At 57.2% G+C, this 18,234-nt stretch carries 18 protein-coding genes; 14 read left to right on the top strand and 4 right to left on the bottom strand.

Going from position 1 to position 18,234, the window contains the following annotated elements:
* Positions 1–95 precede the first annotated feature (95 nt).
* The 8 genes from FNY10_RS20835 to FNY10_RS20800 all read left to right on the top strand — a co-directional run bounded on the left by FNY10_RS20835 (position 96) and on the right by FNY10_RS20800 (position 10,137).
* Positions 96–674 (top strand): YecA family protein, encoded by a 579-nt coding sequence (locus FNY10_RS20835; RefSeq protein ID WP_160703256.1) that lies wholly within the window; start codon positions 96–98, stop codon positions 672–674.
* Positions 675–697: 23 nt separating this feature from the next.
* Positions 698–2,014 (top strand): Xaa-Pro aminopeptidase, encoded by a 1,317-nt coding sequence (gene pepP / locus FNY10_RS20830; RefSeq protein ID WP_131048596.1) that lies wholly within the window; start codon positions 698–700, stop codon positions 2,012–2,014.
* The gene (gene ubiH / locus FNY10_RS20825) at positions 2,011–3,189 is read left to right on the top strand and encodes a 2-octaprenyl-6-methoxyphenyl hydroxylase (protein WP_160703254.1); all 1,179 of its coding nucleotides are present in this window, start codon (positions 2,011–2,013) and stop codon (positions 3,187–3,189) included. Before pepP ends, ubiH begins: the two co-directional genes overlap by 4 nt.
* A gap of 10 nt (positions 3,190–3,199) precedes the next feature.
* A complete protein-coding gene (gene ubiI / locus FNY10_RS20820) occupies positions 3,200–4,402 on the top strand; it encodes an FAD-dependent 2-octaprenylphenol hydroxylase (RefSeq protein WP_160703252.1) in 1,203 nt (400 codons plus the stop codon).
* A gap of 434 nt (positions 4,403–4,836) precedes the next feature.
* The gene (gene gcvT / locus FNY10_RS20815; protein WP_100683392.1) at positions 4,837–5,931 is read left to right on the top strand and encodes a glycine cleavage system aminomethyltransferase GcvT; all 1,095 of its coding nucleotides are present in this window, start codon (positions 4,837–4,839) and stop codon (positions 5,929–5,931) included.
* A gap of 25 nt (positions 5,932–5,956) precedes the next feature.
* Positions 5,957–6,346 carry a glycine cleavage system protein GcvH gene (gene gcvH, locus FNY10_RS20810; RefSeq protein ID WP_131048599.1) on the top strand — a complete coding sequence of 130 codons (390 nt, stop codon included), beginning with the start codon at positions 5,957–5,959 and terminating at the stop codon, positions 6,344–6,346.
* 114 nt (positions 6,347–6,460) lie between these two features.
* Positions 6,461–9,334 carry an aminomethyl-transferring glycine dehydrogenase gene (gene gcvP, locus FNY10_RS20805; RefSeq protein ID WP_141963512.1) on the top strand — a complete coding sequence of 958 codons (2,874 nt, stop codon included), beginning with the start codon at positions 6,461–6,463 and terminating at the stop codon, positions 9,332–9,334.
* A gap of 59 nt (positions 9,335–9,393) precedes the next feature.
* Positions 9,394–10,137 carry an SDR family oxidoreductase gene (locus FNY10_RS20800; protein WP_131048601.1) on the top strand — a complete coding sequence of 248 codons (744 nt, stop codon included), beginning with the start codon at positions 9,394–9,396 and terminating at the stop codon, positions 10,135–10,137.
* 240 nt (positions 10,138–10,377) lie between these two features.
* Here FNY10_RS20800 and FNY10_RS20795 read toward each other — a convergent pair whose 3' ends face one another.
* Positions 10,378–11,811 (bottom strand): 6-phospho-beta-glucosidase, encoded by a 1,434-nt coding sequence (locus tag FNY10_RS20795; RefSeq protein ID WP_141963514.1) that lies wholly within the window; start codon positions 11,809–11,811, stop codon positions 10,378–10,380.
* Positions 11,812–11,930: 119 nt separating this feature from the next.
* Positions 11,931–12,659: a MurR/RpiR family transcriptional regulator gene (locus FNY10_RS20790; RefSeq protein ID WP_131048725.1), complete on the bottom strand. Its 729-nt coding sequence runs from the start codon at positions 12,657–12,659 to the stop codon at positions 11,931–11,933.
* Positions 12,660–12,708: 49 nt separating this feature from the next.
* Between FNY10_RS20790 and yqfB the strand changes: the two genes are divergently transcribed.
* Positions 12,709–13,020, top strand: coding sequence for a N(4)-acetylcytidine aminohydrolase (gene yqfB, locus FNY10_RS20785; protein ID WP_160703250.1), 312 nt, complete (start codon positions 12,709–12,711; stop codon positions 13,018–13,020).
* 161 nt (positions 13,021–13,181) lie between these two features.
* Positions 13,182–13,841, top strand: coding sequence for a PAQR family membrane homeostasis protein TrhA (gene trhA, locus FNY10_RS20780; protein ID WP_131048604.1), 660 nt, complete (start codon positions 13,182–13,184; stop codon positions 13,839–13,841).
* 115 nt (positions 13,842–13,956) lie between these two features.
* Here trhA and ygfZ read toward each other — a convergent pair whose 3' ends face one another.
* Entirely contained in the window at positions 13,957–14,940 is a 984-nt protein-coding gene (gene ygfZ / locus FNY10_RS20775; protein WP_160703248.1) for a tRNA-modifying protein YgfZ, read from the bottom strand.
* A 296-nt stretch (positions 14,941–15,236) separates the two neighbouring features.
* Between ygfZ and sdhE the strand changes: the two genes are divergently transcribed.
* Both sdhE and FNY10_RS20765 read left to right on the top strand, forming a co-directional pair.
* A complete protein-coding gene (gene sdhE, locus FNY10_RS20770) occupies positions 15,237–15,503 on the top strand; it encodes an FAD assembly factor SdhE (RefSeq protein ID WP_004867358.1) in 267 nt (88 codons plus the stop codon).
* Complete coding sequence (locus FNY10_RS20765) at positions 15,484–15,894, top strand: protein YgfX (protein WP_100684294.1); 411 nt, start codon at positions 15,484–15,486, stop codon at positions 15,892–15,894. The genes sdhE and FNY10_RS20765 overlap by 20 nt, the downstream gene beginning before the upstream one ends.
* A 5-nt stretch (positions 15,895–15,899) precedes the next feature.
* On the opposite strand, the gene fldB is transcribed toward FNY10_RS20765, so the two are convergent.
* Positions 15,900–16,421: a flavodoxin FldB gene (gene fldB, locus FNY10_RS20760; RefSeq protein ID WP_131048606.1), complete on the bottom strand. Its 522-nt coding sequence runs from the start codon at positions 16,419–16,421 to the stop codon at positions 15,900–15,902.
* A 177-nt stretch (positions 16,422–16,598) separates the two neighbouring features.
* Between fldB and xerD the strand changes: the two genes are divergently transcribed.
* On the top strand, positions 16,599–17,495 hold the full coding sequence (gene xerD / locus FNY10_RS20755; protein ID WP_100684392.1) for a site-specific tyrosine recombinase XerD: 897 nt from the start codon (positions 16,599–16,601) through the stop codon (positions 17,493–17,495).
* A 22-nt stretch (positions 17,496–17,517) separates the two neighbouring features.
* Positions 17,518–18,231, top strand: coding sequence for a bifunctional protein-disulfide isomerase/oxidoreductase DsbC (gene dsbC, locus FNY10_RS20750; RefSeq protein ID WP_160703246.1), 714 nt, complete (start codon positions 17,518–17,520; stop codon positions 18,229–18,231).
* Positions 18,232–18,234: the final 3 nt, after the last annotated feature.

The following is an 18,234-nucleotide window of genomic DNA, read 5'->3' as shown; positions in this document are numbered from 1 at the left end:
CTACCCTGGTGCGAAGGTACAAGCCCTATTCTGGTTCACCAGGGTCCAAAGTGGTAGCATATCATGAATATTCCTCCCAACGATGACGAATGCGCATGTCTATACAGAACGAAATGCCTGGCTACAACGCCGTAGACCAGTTACTGAACCAACAGGGCGTGGGCTTAACCCCGGCCGAAATGCACGGTTTGATCAGTGGGATCCTGTGCGGCGGCAATAAAGACAGCCGCTGGCAGCCGCTGGTGCACGACCTGACAAACGAAGGCCTCGCATTCGGGCATGAGCTGGCCGAGTCTCTGCGCGCCATCCATTCCGTGACCAGCGACTCGCTGGAAGACGACGGTTTCCTGTTCCAGCTCTATTTACCGGAAGGTGACGAGGTCAGCGTGTTTGAACGCGCCGACGCGCTGGCCGGTTGGGTTAACCATTTCCTGCTCGGACTGGGCGTCACGCAGCCTAAACTGGATAAAATCAAAGACGAGACCGGCGAAGCCATCGACGACCTGCGTAACATTGCGCAACTGGGGTACGACGAAGACGAAGATCAGGAAGAGCTGGAGATGTCGTTGGAAGAGATTATCGAGTACGTGCGCGTCGCTGCGCTGCTGTGCCACGAAACCTTTTCTCGCCAGCAGCCAACCGCACCGGAAGTTCGCAAGCCAACATTACACTAACGATAATTTGTTGAGGGGGCGTCATGACACAGCAGGAATTTCTTTCTCGTCGCCAGGCATTGCTGGCGCAGATGCAGCCAGGCAGCGCCGCGCTGATTTTCGCCGCACCGGAAGCGGTCCGCAGCGCCGATTCAGAATACCCCTACCGGCAGAACAGCGATTTTTGGTACTTCACGGGATTTAATGAGCCGGAAGCCCTGCTGGTGTTGATTAAAAGCGACGACACTCACAACCATAGCGTGCTGTTTAACCGCGTCCGCGATCTGACCGCAGAGATCTGGTTCGGCCGTCGTCTGGGGCAGGAGGCCGCGCCGTCAAAGCTGGGAGTCGACCGCGCTCTGGCGTTCAGCGAAATTAATCAGCAATTATTCCAGCTGCTTAACGGCCTTGATGCTATCTATTTTGCCCAGGGCGAATATGCCTATGCCGACAAAATCGTCTTCACCGCGCTGGAAAAACTGCGTAAAGGCGTGCGCCAGAATCTGCAGGCGCCCGGCTCAGTGATTGACTGGCGGCCGATGGTGCATGAGATGCGCCTGTTTAAATCGCCGGAAGAGCTGGAGGTGATGCGCCGCGCTGGCGAAATTTCTGCGCTGGCGCATACCCGTGCGATGCAGAAATGCCGTCCGGGCATGTTCGAATACCAGTTGGAAGGGGAAATTCTGCATGAATTCAACCGCCACGGCGCCCGTTTTCCTTCCTATAACACCATCGTCGGCGGTGGAGAAAACGGCTGTATTCTCCATTACACGGAAAACGAATCCGAGCTGCGCGATGGCGACCTGGTGCTGATTGACGCTGGCTGCGAATACCGCGGCTATGCCGGCGATATTACCCGCACCTTCCCGGTGAACGGTAAATTCAGCCCGGCGCAGCGCGAGATTTACGATATTGTCCTCGAATCGCTGGAAACCGCGCTGGAGCTTTACCGTCCTGGCACCTCGATTCAGCAGGTTAACCAGCAGGTGGTGCGCATCATGATTAGCGGTCTGGTGCGCCTCGGCATCCTCAAAGGGGATATTGACGAGCTGATGGTGAACAACGCCCACCGTCCGTACTTTATGCACGGCCTGAGCCACTGGCTGGGACTCGATGTCCATGATGTCGGCCGCTACGATGTCGATCGTTCGCGTCTCCTTGAGCCGGGCATGGTATTGACCGTCGAACCGGGTCTCTATATTGCCGTCGACGCCGATGTGCCGCCGCAGTATCGCGGCATTGGCGTGCGTATTGAAGACGATATTGTCATTACCGCAGACGGTAACGAAAACCTGACCGCTGGCGTGGTGAAAAAAGCCGACGATATCGAGGCGCTGATGGCGGCGGTGCGGCGGTCATGAGCGTCCTGATCGTTGGCGGAGGGATGACCGGGGCGACGCTGGCGTTAGCTATTTCGCGTTTAACCGACGGCGCGCTGCCGGTGCATCTGGTCGAGGCGGCGCCGCCGGATTCATCGCAGCATCCGGGGTTTGATGCCCGCGCGATTGCGCTGGCGGCGGGAACCTGCCAGCAACTGGCGCGTATCGGCATCTGGCAAGGCATTGCCGATTGCGCGACGCCGATTCAGCGCGTTCACGTCAGCGACCGTGGGCACGCGGGATTCGTGACCCTCGAGGCGCAGGATTACGGTCTGGCGGCGCTAGGCCAGGTGGTGGAGCTGCACGATATCGGCCAGCGCTTGTTTGCGCAACTGCGCGAAGCGCCGGGGATTACCTTGCATTGCCCGGCGAAAGTTGAAGACGTCACCCGACGGGAGGAGGGCGTCAGCATGACCCTCGACAGCGGCGAGACGATTGAAGGCCAGCTGCTGGTCGCCGCCGACGGTTCGCGCTCCACGCTGGGCGCCCGCTGCGGCATGAGCTGGCAGCAGCAGCCCTACGAACAGCTGGCGATTATTGCCAACGTCAGCACGGCGTTGCCCCATGAAGGGCGCGCCTTCGAACGCTTCACCGAACAGGGTCCGTTGGCCATGCTGCCGATGTCGCACGGACGCTGTTCGTTGGTCTGGTGCCACCCGCAGTCGCGGCGCGATGAGGTGCTGGGGTGGTCCGACGCACAATTTTGCGAGCAGCTGCAGCAGGCGTTTGGCTGGCGGCTAGGGCGCATCACGCATGCCGGGAAGCGCAGCGTTTATCCATTGGCGTTGACTACCGCTACGCGCCCGGTTTCCCATCGCCTGGCGCTGGTCGGTAATGCGGCGCAGACGCTGCATCCCATCGCCGGGCAGGGCTTTAATCTCGGCCTGCGGGATGTGATGAGCCTGGCGGAAACGCTGGCGCAGGCCTGCGCTAACGGCCAGGATCCCGGCGATTACTCGCTTCTTTGTCACTATCAGGCGCGGCGAGCGGATGATAAGGCCGCGACCATCGGCGTGACCGATGGGCTGGTGCATCTGTTTGCTAATCGTTGGGCACCGCTGGTGGCGGGGCGCAACGTGGGTCTGATGGCGATGGAATTATTCACCCCGGCGCGCGACGCGCTGGCGCAGCGTACCCTCGGTTGGGTTCCTCGTTAAGGAGTTGAACGTGCAAAGTGTTGATGTTGCCATTGTTGGCGGTGGCATGGTGGGCCTGGCGGTCGCCTGCGGTTTGCAGGGCAGCGGGCTGCGGGTTGCGGTGCTGGAACAAGCCGAGCCGCAGCCGTTAAACGCCGACGCGCCGCCGGCGCTGCGGGTATCCGCCATTAACGCTGCCAGCGAAAAACTGCTTACCCGGCTGGATGTCTGGCCGGAGATTATCGCCCGGCGCGCCAGCTGCTATCACGGAATGGAAGTGTGGGATAAGGACAGCTTTGGCCACATCAGCTTTGATGACCAGAGTATGGGTTTCAGCCACCTTGGCCATATTATTGAAAATGCGGTCGTTCATCATGCGCTGTGGCAAAAGGCGCAGCGTTGCGCCGATGTCACGCTGCTGGCCCCGGCTCAGTTGCAGCAGGTGGCATGGGGAGAAAACGAAGCATTTCTCAGCCTGCAGGATGGCAAGATGTTGACCGCCAGGCTGGTGGTCGGCGCCGACGGCGCGAACTCGTGGTTGCGCAACAAAGCGGATATATCGCTGACGTTCTGGGACTATCGCCATCATGCGCTGGTGGCCACCATTCGTACCGAAGAGCCGCATCAGGCGATTGCCCGTCAGGCGTTCCACGGCGACGGCATTCTGGCGTTTCTGCCGCTGAGCGATCCGCATCTGTGTTCGATAGTCTGGTCGCTAGCGCCGCAGGAAGCGCAGCGGATGCAGCAGGCCGACGAGGCGGTGTTTAATCAGGCGCTGAATATTGCCTTCGATAACCGGCTTGGCCTGTGCCAGCTGGCAAGCGAGCGTCAGACTTTCCCGTTGACCGGTCGCTACGCGCGCCAGTTCGCCGCCCATCGCCTGGCGCTGGTTGGCGATGCCGCGCACACCATCCATCCGCTGGCCGGCCAGGGGGTGAACCTGGGCTTTATGGACGCAGCGGAACTGATCGATGAACTCCGTCGTCTGCATGCGCAGGGCAAAGATATTGGTCAGTACCTGTACCTGCGTCGCTATGAACGTAGCCGCAAGCACAGCGCCGCGATGATGCTGGCGGGGATGCAGGGCTTTCGCGAAATGTTCTCCGGCAGCCACCCGGCGAAGAAACTGCTGCGCGATATTGGCCTCAAACTGGCGGATACGCTACCTGGCGTCAAACCGCAGTTGATCCGCCAGGCAATGGGCCTAAACGATCTTCCTGCCTGGTTACGTTAAGCGCGTCACACTTCTCTCTCCCGGCCCCGCGCCGGGTTTTCTCCTCTCATTTGAAATAATCTAATTTCACCCATTTTTTCGCATTAGTTTTATTAATGCCTCTCTTTTTTTGAAACAGAAATCAGGCCTCTTTTTTCGCATAAAATACCATCATGCTCGGTGTTGTCAGTCTCATATGTTAATTTTATGTGGCGTAAATCGCTTTTTTCCAGTCAATAACTCTGTAGTCTTTTTGGCGACTTTTAGTCATAAGCTAATGTGATGTCCTGATTTAGCTTATGGTTTAGCGCCGGGTTCGGTGGTAAGTTCAGGCCAAAGAGAACGTTTGCGTCGGCACCAGGACATCGCGTCGACGGCGGATTTCCTGGTGCGAAATCGCCCCAATGACATCGCCCACCCCAGTAGCGGGTTCCGTTTTATTCGATGAGGAAAAGATGGCTCAACAGACTCCGTTGTATGAACAACACACGCTGTGCGGCGCTCGCATGGTGGACTTCCATGGCTGGATGATGCCGCTACATTATGGTTCCCAGATTGATGAGCACCATGCGGTGCGGGGCGACGCCGGAATGTTCGATGTTTCGCACATGACCATCGTCGATTTCCACGGCAGCCGCATTCGGGAGTTCCTGCGCCATCTGCTGGCTAACGACGTCGCGAAGCTGACGGTGCCTGGCAAAGCGCTGTATACCGGCATGCTTACCGCGTCCGCCGGCGTCATCGATGACCTGATTGTCTATTTCCTTCGCGAAGATTATTTCCGCCTCGTGGTTAACTCCGCCACCCGTGAAAAAGATCTCGCCTGGATTACCCGGCAGGCTGAACCCTATGGCCTTGAGGTGACGGTCCGTGACGATCTTTCGCTGATTGCCGTACAGGGGCCGCAGGCGAAAGCGAAAGCGGCAACCCTGTTCACCGACGCACAGCGTCAGGCTGTAGAAGGGATGAAACCGTTTTTTGGCGTGCAGGCCGGCGATCTGTTTATTGCGACCACCGGTTATACCGGTGAAGCCGGGTACGAAATCGCTATGCCGAATGAGCAGGCCGCTGATTTCTGGCGTGGCCTGCTGGACGCTGGCGTGAAGCCGTGCGGTCTGGGCGCTCGCGATACCTTGCGTCTGGAAGCGGGGATGAACCTGTATGGTCAGGAGATGGATGAAAGCATCTCTCCGCTGGCGGCGAATATGGGCTGGACCATTGCCTGGGAACCCGCCGATCGCGCGTTCATCGGCCGCGAAGCGCTGGAACTGCAGCGTGAAAAGGGTACCGAGCAACTGGTGGGGCTGGTGATGACCGAGAAAGGCGTCCTGCGCGGCGGTTTGCCGGTGCGCTTTAGCGATGCAGACGGTAATCAGAAAGAAGGTATTATCACCAGTGGCACCTTCTCGCCGACGCTGGGCTACAGTATCGCGCTGGCGCGCGTACCGGCCGGTATCGGCGAGACGGCCATTGTGCAGATTCGCAACCGCGAAATGCCGGTAAAAGTGACTAAACCTGTTTTTGTACGCAACGGCAAAGCCGTGGTGTGATTCCCCCTTTTCTGGAGATTAATTGATGAGCAACGTACCAGCAGAACTGAAATACAGTAAAGAACACGAATGGCTGCGCAAAGACGCTGACGGCACCTACACCGTCGGGATCACCGAACATGCCCAGGAACTGCTTGGCGATATGGTTTTCGTCGATCTGCCGGACGTCGGCACAACTGTTGAAGCAGGCGACGACTGTGCGGTTGCCGAGTCGGTGAAAGCGGCTTCAGATATTTATGCCCCGATTAGCGGCGAGATTGTGGCGGTGAACGAAGAGCTGAACGACTCTCCGGAGCTGGTGAACAGCGACCCGTACGCAGACGGCTGGATCTTCAAAATTAAGGCCAGCGATGAAACACAGGTTGCGGCCCTGCTTGACGCGGCTGCCTATGCGGCACTGCTGGAAAACGAGTAAATATCTTACCCCTTCACGCTGCGGGCATCCGCTGCCGGCAGCGTGAATGATTTTTGTCTGTTCAGGTAAGTAAAGACACATACGATTCACTGCACGTTTCAGGAACCCTCGCTCATGACTCAGACTTTAGGTCAGCTTGAAAACCGCGGCGCCTTTATTGAACGTCACATCGGTCCGGATGCTCAGCAACAGCAGGAGATGCTGAATATCGTCGGCGCCGATTCGCTTAACGCTCTGACTGGCCAGATTGTGCCGCAGGATATTCAGCTGGCGACCCCTCCGCAGGTGGGTGACGCGACTACCGAATTCGCCGCGCTGGCGGAGCTGAAGGCGATCGCCGGTCGCAACAAGCGCTTCAAGTCTTACATCGGCATGGGCTACACCGCCGTGCAGCTGCCGCCGGTTATTCAGCGCAATATGCTGGAAAACCCGGGCTGGTATACCGCTTACACCCCTTACCAGCCGGAAGTTTCCCAGGGCCGCCTGGAATCACTGCTGAATTTCCAGCAGGTGACCCTCGATCTGACCGGGCTGGATATCGCCTCCGCCTCGCTGCTGGATGAGGCGACCGCCGGTGCTGAAGCGATGGCGATGGCTAAACGCGTCAGCAAGCTGAAGAATGCGAATCGCTTCTTCGTTGCCGCTGACGTACATCCGCAGACCCTGGACGTGGTGCGCACCCGCGCCGCAACCTTTGGTTTTGACGTCATCGTTGATGAGGCGGAAAAAGCGCTCGACCATCAGGACGTTTTCGGCGTACTGCTGCAGCAGGTGGGCACCACCGGCGAAGTTCATGACTACAGCACGCTGATCGCCGAACTGAAAGCGCGCAAAGTCGTGGTCAGCGTCGCCGCCGACTTCATGGCGCTGGTGCTGTTGACCGCGCCGGGCAAACAGGGGGCCGACATCGTCTTTGGCTCCGCCCAGCGTTTTGGCGTGCCGATGGGCTACGGCGGCCCGCACGCGGCTTTCTTTGCCGCAAAAGATGAATTTAAACGCTCGATGCCGGGCCGTATTATCGGCGTATCAAAAGATGCCGCCGGTAACACCGCGCTGCGTATGGCGATGCAGACCCGCGAACAGCATATCCGTCGCGAGAAAGCGAACTCCAATATTTGTACTTCCCAGGTACTGCTGGCAAACATCGCCAGCCTGTACGCGGTGTTCCACGGGCCAGAGGGCCTCAAGCGCATCGCCAGCCGTATCCATCGCCTGACCGATATTCTGGCCGACGGGCTGCAGAAAAAAGGACTCAGGCTGCGCCATGCCCACTACTTCGACACTCTGTGCGTGGAAGTGGTCGACAAAGCGGCGGTGCTGGCACGCGCCGAAGCGCTGGAAATTAACCTGCGCAGCGACATCCATAATGCCGTTGGCATCACCCTTGATGAAGCGACAACCCGCGAAGATGTGCTGAACCTGTTCCGCGCCATTATCGGCGACGATCATGGTCTGGATATTGAGACGCTGGATAAAGACGTGGCGCTCGACAGCCGCTCGATCCCGGAAAGCATGCTGCGTAACGACGCGATCCTGACGCACCCGGTGTTCAATCGCTACCACAGCGAAACCGAGATGATGCGCTACATGCATTCGCTGGAGCGTAAAGATCTGGCGCTGAACCAGGCGATGATCCCGCTGGGATCCTGCACCATGAAGCTCAACGCCGCGGCGGAAATGATCCCGATCACCTGGCCTGAATTTGCCGAGCTGCACCCGTTCTGCCCGGCGGAGCAGGCGGAAGGCTACCACCAGATGATCGCCCAGCTCTCCGACTGGCTGGTAAAACTGACCGGCTACGATGCCGTCTGCATGCAGCCAAACTCCGGCGCGCAGGGCGAGTATGCGGGCCTGCTGGCTATTCGCCACTATCACGAAAGCCGCCATGAAGGCCATCGCGACATCTGCCTGATCCCAAGTTCTGCGCACGGCACCAACCCGGCATCGGCACAGATGGCCGGAATGCAGGTTGTGGTTGTCGCCTGTGATAAAAACGGCAACATTGATCTTGCGGATCTGCGCCTCAAGGCGGAGCAGGCGGGTGAAAATCTCTCCTGTATCATGGTGACCTACCCGTCAACGCACGGCGTTTACGAAGAGACGATCCGCGAAGTGTGCGAGATAGTGCATCAGTCCGGCGGGCAGGTTTACCTCGACGGCGCCAACATGAACGCCCAGGTCGGCATTACCTCTCCGGGCTTTATCGGCGCGGACGTCTCGCACCTTAACCTGCACAAAACCTTCTGCATTCCGCACGGCGGCGGCGGTCCGGGTATGGGACCGATTGGCGTCAAAGCGCATCTGGCGCCGTTTGTTCCGGGCCACAGCGTGGTACAGATAGAAGGGATGCTGACCCGTCAGGGCGCGGTTTCCGCTGCACCGTTCGGCAGCGCTTCCATTCTGCCAATCAGCTGGATGTATATCCGTATGATGGGCGCCGAAGGGTTGAAGCAGGCGAGCCAGATGGCGATCCTCAATGCCAACTACATCGCGACCCGCCTGAAAGAGGCGTTCCCGGTGCTTTATACCGGCCGCGACGGTCGCGTGGCGCACGAATGTATTCTGGATATTCGTCCTCTGAAAGAGGAGACCGGTATCAGCGAGCTGGATATTGCTAAGCGTCTGATCGACTTCGGTTTCCACGCGCCGACAATGTCCTTCCCGGTTGCCGGTACGCTGATGGTTGAGCCGACGGAATCAGAAAGCAAAGTTGAGCTGGACCGCTTCATCGAGGCGATGCTGGCGATTCGTAGTGAAATCGATCGCGTGAAAGCGGGCGAGTGGCCGCTGGAAGATAACCCGCTGGTGAACGCCCCGCATACCCAGGGTGAGCTGGTGGCGGAATGGCATCATCCGTATACCCGCGAGCTGGCGGTATTCCCGGCTGGTCTGGCGAATAAATACTGGCCGACGGTGAAGCGTCTGGACGATGTCTACGGCGACCGTAACCTGTTCTGCTCCTGTGTACCGATGAGCGAATACCAGTAATCCACTGACTGGACTATCTTTTAAAGGCGCTTCGGCGGCTTTATTTTTTGGGGGAGAGGATGGCTATAGCACTGATTACCGGCGCCAGCCGCGGAATAGGTCAGGCGACGGCGCTGCTGCTGGCGCAGGAAGGGTATACCGTGGTGGTTAATTATCATCACGACATCGGTGCGGCGATGGCGGTGGTCAACGAGATCGTCGTCCTCGGCGGTAAAGCCGTTGCGCTGGGGGCAGATATCAGCGATGAGGCGCAGGTGGTGGCGATGTTTGACGGGATCGACCGTCTTGAGGAGCCGCTGACCGCGCTGGTTAACAACGCCGGTATCCTGTTTGCACAAAGCACCGTGGAAAACCTTACCGCTGCGCGGATTAATCAGGTGCTGAGTACCAATGTCACCGGTTATTTCCTCTGTTGCCGGGAGGCGGTGAAGAGGATGTCACATCGCCACGGCGGCAAAGGCGGGGCTATCGTTAATGTTTCATCGGCGGCATCGCGTTTGGGCGCGCCGGGGGAATATGTGGATTATGCCGCCTCGAAAGGGGCCGTGGATACGTTGACCACCGGACTGTCGCTGGAAGTGGCGGCGCAGGGGATTCGCGTCAACGGCGTGCGTCCCGGCTTTATCTACACCGGGATGCACGCGTCGGGCGGCGAGCCCGGGCGCGTGGATCGGGTGAAAGCGGGGCTGCCGATGCAGCGCGGCGGGCAGCCGGAGGAGGTCGCACAGGCCATCGCCTGGCTGCTGAGCGACAAAGCCTCTTATGTGACAGGTAGTTTCCTGGAGCTGGCAGGCGGCAAATAAGATGTGCGAACCCGGATGGCGGCTACGCCTTATCCGGGCTACAGCCGTAGGTCGGCGGCAAATAACGGCTACCATCCGGCACTTGTAGCCCGGCTAAGCGTAGCGCAAGCCGGGGATTATGATGCCAGTCACCGCCGCTCGGGCGAATGCGTTTTAGCAATGTTAAAAGCTGTAGAGAACTGTCTGTAAGACGGGCAATGCCCTCCCCTCTGGCGAGGAGGGGGCATTGCTGAGAGGGAATCAGAGATTTTCACCGTTGCTGGCAATGACCTCTTTATACCAGTTGAAGCTTTTTTTGCGCGAGCGGGACATGTCGCCGGTACCGTCGTCATGCTTGTTCACGTAAATAAAACCGTAGCGCTTGCTGTACTGGCCGGTGGTAAAGGAGACGCAGTCGATACAGCCCCACGGGGTGTAGCCCATCAGCTCGACGCCATCGTAAGTCACCGCTTTGATCATCTCTTCCACATGCGCGCGCAGGTAGTCGATACGGTAGTCGTCGTTGATGCTGCCGTCTTCTTCCACTTTGTCGTAGGCGCCGAAGCCGTTTTCAACGATAAACAGCGGTTTCTGATAGCGTTCGTACAGTTCGCACAGCGAGTAGCGCAGGCCCACCGGGTCAATCTGCCAGCCCCAGTCGGAGGCTTTGACGTGCGGGTTCGGTACGCTGCCTTCGAAGCCGGAGATGGCATCGCCGCTGCCGCCTTCCGCTTTGACCGCGTTGGTCATGTAGTAGCTGAAACCGAGGTAATCGCAGGTGCCTTCGCGCAGGATCTGCTCATCGCCCGCTGCCATCGCGATGTTAAACCCGCGACGCTCCCACTCATTGAGAACGTAGGTCGGGTAGTAACCGCGCAGCTGCACGTCGGTAAAGACGTAACGTTCACGCATCGACTCCTGAGCGAACATCACATCGTCAGGTTTACAGGAGAACGGATAGAGCGCCACCATTGCCAGCATGCAACCGACCTGCATCTGCGGATTGATGCGTCGCGCCGCCTTCACCGCCAGCGCGCTGGCAACGAACTGGTGATGCAGCACCTGGTACATGGTCTCTTCCGGGTTTTTGTGATCGGTATAGACCACGCCGGAACAGCAGTAGCCGAACAACGGGGCGCGCCAGTTGCGCTGGTTATTGATCTCGTTGAAGGTCATCCAGTATTTCACTTTGTGCTTATAGCGCTCGAAGACCACTTCGGCGAAGCGCACAAAGAAATCGACCACTTTGCGGTTGGTCCAGCCACCGTACTGCTGCACCAGATGCAGCGGCATTTCGAAGTGGGAGAGGGTGATAACCGGCTCGATGTTGTACTTCAGCAGCTCATCGAACATGTCGTCATAAAACTGCAGCCCCTCTTCGTTGGGCTGAGTTTCATCACCCTGCGGGAAGATACGGGTCCAGGCAATGGAGGTACGAAAACACTTGAAGCCCATTTCGGCAAACAGCCTGATGTCTTCTTTGTAGCGGCCGTGGAAGTCGATGGCTTCGTGGTTCGGGTAGTATTTCCCGGCTTCCACTTCATGGGTGATTTCGCGCGGCACGCCGTGGGCGCCGCCGGTCAGCACATCGCAAATGCTCGGGCCTTTGCCCTCTTTATTCCAGCCGCCTTCCACCTGGTGCGCCGCGACCGCGCCGCCCCATAAAAAGTCTTTTGGTAAGGTGATTTTTTTCATCTTTGCTCGTCTCGTCAAATAGCATCTGTTGGCGAGTCTAACAAAGGGGAAATAAATGTCACGATATAACAATTTCCCTCAGCTGGAATATGTTACATCGAAAAAACAGGGTGTTATTTTCAGCTGAGTTTACGGGCTAATTTACGCCCCAGGGATTCCAGAATATAAATAACCGGAATTTGGGTGGTAATATCATACACGCCGCCGATGCGGGTTTGCGGGACGTGCCAGGAGAGGTTAAAGTCCGCCAGCTTCGCCAGTCGGGAGTGCTCATGGCTGGTGACCGACATCACCTTGCAGTTATGCAGGCTGAACTGGCTGGCGAAGCGGAGAATCTCTTCGGTCTCCCCGGAAACGGACAAGACGATCGCCAGCGCGTTACGCGCCATGTCGTTGGTGACCGGGAAATAAGGGTCGTCGATATGATTGCTGAATTTTCCGACGTTGGAGAAAAAGCGTGCGCCATATTTTGCCAGCGCGCCGGAGGTACCTGCGCCGACAAATATAATACGTTCCGATGCGAGAATAATATCGACGGCGCGTTCGAGTAAATGATCAAATTCGTCATTGTTGACGCTTTTAAAAAAACTCATAATTTCGCTGGCGCCGATATTGGCCTGTTGAGGCTGGTTCTGCTCAAGATATAATTTAAAGCGGACGCGAAACTCCGAGTAGCCTTCGCACTGCAGTTTACGACAAAAGCGCAGGACGGTGGTCGTCGAGACCCCGGCGGCTTCTGCCAGCTCGCGGATGGTCATATACATCACTTTGTCACGATTTTTAATGACGTAGTGGTAGACCATCATCTCAAGATTATTGAGACTGGCGATCGCGGCGTGGGAGAACATACTCACAGTAATAACTCACAATTCATCATAACCAGGATGGAATTATACCATGCAGCCGAATGACATAACCTTTTTTCAGCGCTTTCAGGACGACATCCTCGCCGGGCGTAAAACCATCACCATTCGTAATGCCGCCGAGTCGCATTTTAAAACCGGCGACGTGCTGCTCGTCGGCCGTTATGAAGATGACGGCTATTTTTGCACGATTAGCGTGACGGCGACGTCCACGGTGACGCTCGACAGCCTCACGGAACGCCATGCCGAACAGGAGAATATGACCCTCGCGCAGCTGCGGCAGGTGATTACGGCGATCTATCCCGGCGAAGAGCAGTTTTATGTTATTGAATTCAAAAAACTTTGATAGAACAGCGAACGGCTGTTAGTTGAAATTTTAATGTAACATTATGATTTTACAATGTTTACAAATATTCATCTTTTTATTTTAGCTAACAGGTGTTCACTGGAATCATTCTCAGTTACCCTAGACGGGCATTGAAAGCGTTCTTGTTTTCGGAGTCAAATATGGTTCGCAAACCATTAATCACGCAGGGTTATTCTTTGGCAGAGGAAGTTGCCAACAGTATCAGTCACGGTATCGGGCTGGTGTTTGGCATCGTCGGTCTGGTCCTCCTGCTGGTACAGGCGGTAGACAGCAATGCCAGCGCAACGGCGATAACCAGCTATAGTCTGTACGGCGGCAGCATGATTATGCTGTTTCTCGCCTCCACCCTCTATCATGCTATTCCTCATCAGCGAGCCAAGCAGTGGCTGAAAAAATTCGATCACTGCGCCATCTATCTGCTGATTGCGGGAACCTATACGCCTTTTCTCCTGGTAGGGCTCAATTCACCGCTTGCGCGCGGCCTGATGGTGGTCATCTGGAGCCTGGCGCTGCTGGGGATCTTGTTTAAGCTCACCATTGCGCACCGCTTTAAGGTCCTCTCTCTGGTGACCTATCTGACGATGGGCTGGCTGTCGTTGATTGTGGTTTATCAACTGGCGATCAAACTGGCGGCAGGGGGCGTCACGCTGTTGGCGGTTGGGGGCGTGGTGTATTCGCTGGGGGTTATCTTCTACGTCTGCAAGCGCATTCCTTATAACCATGCTATCTGGCACGGTTTTGTGCTGGGCGGCAGCGTATGTCACTTCCTGGCTATTTATTTGTATGTTGGCCAGGTATAAATAAAACGTCGCATTATCGGGTAACTCCCCGGCGGCGGGGCTACAGGTCCGCGCAGTCCGGGCTGGTGCTGGCCGGGTAATAGCATCAACATCGCTATTACCCGGAAACGAAAATCTACTCTTCTTCCAGCGAGTATGGCAGTGGGACGATGTTTAATGTGCCGGCATCATCGCGCACGCGGAATACGCTGTCTGGCTCCATATCGTTATTCATCACCACCTGCACCAGCAGCTGACCATCATCCAGCAGCACCGCCGCCAGCACGGTGCCGGTCCGGCGCCAGTTTTCACCCATTTTCAGTTCAAGATCTTCTCCGGCTTCCGGGACGCGGCTCGCCTTTCCGGCCAGATACCACAGCGCGCGTTTGTTTGCGCCGCGGAATTTCGCCCGGGCGACCATTTCCTGGCCGGTATAGCAGCCTTTTTTGAAGCTGATACCGCCCAACGCCTGCAGATTCGTTGCCTGCGGGATGAACTGCGCGCTGTTGGCGCTGTCGATAACCGGCAGACCGGCTTCGATGTTGAGCGCCAGCCACTGCTGGCTGTTGTTTAGCTGCGCGTCGCTGCGCAACGCGTCGGCCACGCGGGTAGCGGTTTCCACATCGGTCACCAGCAGAAAGCGCTCCGCCGGATGTTCAAACCACAGCAGGCTGGTCACGCCATCGGTGATCAACGGTTTGTCGCTGCCCGGAAGTTCGCTGAACAGCGGCGCCAGCGCGGCGCGGGCCTGGAAACCGGCAACGCCCAGCAGGACGTGTTCATCATCGGCGGCAATGGTCACTTTGGAGAACACCGCATATTTCTTGAGTTCGGTGAGCTGCGCTTCGCGCAGGCTGCGGCGTTCAATCCAGGCGAAACCACCGCCCCGGCGGAAGACTCGCAGGTTGCTCCACATCTTGCCCTTGGCATCGCAGTGCGCGGCAAGCAGATGCCGATCGTCGGTTAACGCGCTGACATCGGCGGTAATCTGCCCCTGCAGATACTTCTCGCCATCCTGACCGGTAATCGTCGCCAGCGCCCAGTCATCCAGGGTCATCAGCGTTAACGGCAGACGAGCGGAAGAGGAGGGCTGACGCGGAGGAAAAGGTGTAAAAGCCATAGTCATGTCCTGAATAGCTTAACGCAGAGTGAATAGCTAATGGTAAAAGAGCTATGGTGCAATGCAAGCGCTTTTGGCAGGCCATTTGTGCCCTGAAAGCACAAATGGGGAAACAAAGGTGAGGGATAAGTCCATATCTTCGCTGTGGTTTTTGTGGAATGGCGTTCTCTGTTCTCGATATTGCTGTAAAGTAAGTGCAAAAAACGGGTTACACTAACCTATCAACAACGTCTGTTCAGGCCGCTTTTCGGCGCCCTGAAGGACGATGTCAGACTCTTTTATGCTGGAAGGACAACATGGACATTACGAATAAAGCCCGCATCCACTGGGCATGCCGCCGGGGTATGCGTGAACTTGATATCTCCATCATGCCGTTTTTCGAGTATGAGTACGATACGCTCAGCGATGAAGACAAACAGCTGTTCATCCGCCTGTTAGAAAACGACGATCCGGATCTGTTTAACTGGCTGATGAATCATGGCGAACCGGCTGATGCGCAACTGCAACGGATGGTAAAATTAATCCAGACTCGGAATCGGGAACGTGGTCCTGTGGCAATCTGATTTACGCATTTCCTGGCGTTCACAGTGGTTCTCGCTGCTGCTACATGGCGTTGTGGCGGCTATTGTGCTGCTGATGCCGTGGCCGCTGAGCTACACACCGCTTTGGCTACTGCTGCTGTCGCTGGTGGTGTTCGACAGCGTGCGCAGCCAGCGGCGGATCCACGCCTGCCGGGGGGAAATAAAGCTGATGACCGATTCGCGTCTGCGTTGGCAAAAAGCGGAGTGGGAGATTGTCGGCACGCCGTGGGTGATTAATAGCGGGATGTTGCTGCGCCTGCAGGATATGCAAACACGCCGCCGCCAGCATCTGTGGGTCGCTGCAGACAGTATGGATGCCAGAGAGTGGCGAGATCTGCGCCGGTTGGTGTTACAAAAACCGGCACAGGATTAAGCAAATCAGGCGAACTGCTCTGCCATTTCGCCGAGGATTTGTTCGCACCAGTTCTGGATGCGCTCGTCGCTCAGGTCATACTGGTTCGTTTCATCAAGCGCGAGGCCAACAAACAGCTGGCCATCGGCGATAATCGGTTTCTGGCTGGTGAATTCGTAACCTTCCGTCGGCCAGTAACCGATAAACTTCACGCCTTTGGCGCTCAGTTTGTCGTGCAGCATTCCCAGCGCGTCAAGGAACCATTCGCCGTAACCCAGCTGGTCACCCATGCCATACAGCGCCACAATTTTATCCTGCAGAACCAGCGTATCCAGCTGCTGCCAGACGGCTTCCCAGTCTTCCTGAATTTCGCCGAAATCCCACGTCGGGATGCCGAGAATCAACACGTCATACTGTGTCATCAGGGAAGGGGAATCATCTTTCAGATTATGCAGCGTCACTAATTCCGGGCCGATGATATCGCGGATCTTCTCCGCTGCCATCTCGGTGTAGCAGGTACTGGAGCCGTAAAAAAGACCTATGTTCATGGCGTAAACATCTCAATTCATGCGGTGATTTTGCGGCTAGTTTATCAGAAAGCCGTCGTCAGCCGCATACTTAAGCTGCTCTGTCAGGTCGCCGGCAAAAACAGCGCCGCCGTTTTTGCCCAGTCGGGCCACTTATTTGGGTATACTGAAGCCGTTTTAACGAGCAAAGAGGGCGATGTGAAAGAGGATCTCGCACGAATCGAACAGTTTCTTGATGCCTTGTGGCTGGAGCGCAATCTGGCGGAAAATACGCTGAGCGCCTACCGTCGGGATCTGACCATGGTCGTGGAATGGCTGCATCATCGCGGATCGTCGCTGGTTAGCGTGAGCGGCGAGGATCTGCAGGCGCTGCTGGCTGAGAGACAAACGGGCGGCTATAAAGCCACCAGTACCGCGCGCCTGTTGAGCGCCGTGCGCCGTTTCTTCCAGCACCTCTATCGGGAGAAAATCCGCCCGGATGACCCCAGCGCGCTGCTGGCGTCGCCGAAGCTGCCGCAGCGGCTGCCGAAAGATCTGAGCGAGGCGCAGGTCGATCGCCTGCTGCAGGCGCCGCTGGTCGATCAGCCTCTGGAATTGCGCGATAAAGCGATGCTTGAGGTGCTGTATGCCACCGGCCTGCGCGTGTCGGAACTGGTGGGTCTGACGATGAGCGACATCAGCCTGCGCCAGGGCGTCCTGCGGGTCGTCGGCAAAGGCAACAAAGAGCGGCTGGTTCCGCTTGGCGAAGAGGCGGTGCTGTGGGTTGAGAACTACCTGGAGTACGGGCGCCCCTGGCTGCTGAACGGCGTGGCATCCGATGTGCTTTTCCCCAGCCAGCGCGCGCAGCAAATGACGCGCCAGACCTTCTGGCATCGGATTAAGCACTATGCCGTGCTGGCCGGGATAGATAGCGCGAAGCTCTCCCCGCACGTTTTACGCCATGCGTTTGCCACGCATTTACTCAACCATGGCGCAGACTTACGCGTGGTACAGATGCTGTTGGGACACAGCGATCTCTCTACGACGCAGATCTACACCCATGTTGCGACCGAGCGTCTGAGACAACTTCATCAACAGCACCACCCGCGGGCGTGAGTGCTGAATAAAAGGACTGAGTATGAAAAAAGGTTTATTGATGTTTACGCTGCTGGCGGCGACGCTGTCCGGTGCGGCCCATGCGGATAACGCGGCTATCAAACGGTCGCTGGCAAAACTGGGCGTACAGAGTACGGATATTCAACCTTCGCCGGTTGCCGGAATGAGCACCGTACTGACCGACAGCGGCGTGCTGTATGTGACCGATGACGGTAAACACGTCATCCAGGGGCCGATGTACGACGTCGGCGGCCCACAGCCGGTAAACGTCACCAACGCGCTGCTGGTGGGCAAGCTGAATGCGCTGGAAAAAGAGATGATTATCTATAAAGCGCCGCAGGAAAAACACGTTATCACCGTTTTCACCGACATTACCTGCGGCTACTGCCACAAGCTGCACGAAGAGATGAGCGACTACAACGCGCTGGGGATTACCGTTCGCTACCTGGCCTTCCCGCGCCAGGGGCTGCAAAGCCAGACCGCGCAGGATATGAAAGCTATCTGGTGCGCCAAAGATCGTAACAAAGCGCTGGATGATGCGATGAGCGGTAAAGGCATCCAGCCGGCGAGCTGCCCGGTTGATATCAGCAAACACTACACGCTTGGCGTGCAGTTTGGCGTCAATGGAACGCCGGCGATGGTGCTGAGCAACGGCTACGTGCTTCCGGGTTATCAGGGGCCGAAAGAGCTGAAAGCCTTCCTTGATGAGCATCAAAAACAGACAAGCGGTAAATAATTC

This window comes from Klebsiella sp. Lac1 (assembly GCF_009825425.1).
Taxonomy (GTDB): domain Bacteria; phylum Pseudomonadota; class Gammaproteobacteria; order Enterobacterales; family Enterobacteriaceae; genus Klebsiella; species Klebsiella electrica.
The sequence above is the reverse complement of the archived record's forward strand: the minus strand, read 5'-3'. Positions and strand labels throughout refer to the sequence as shown.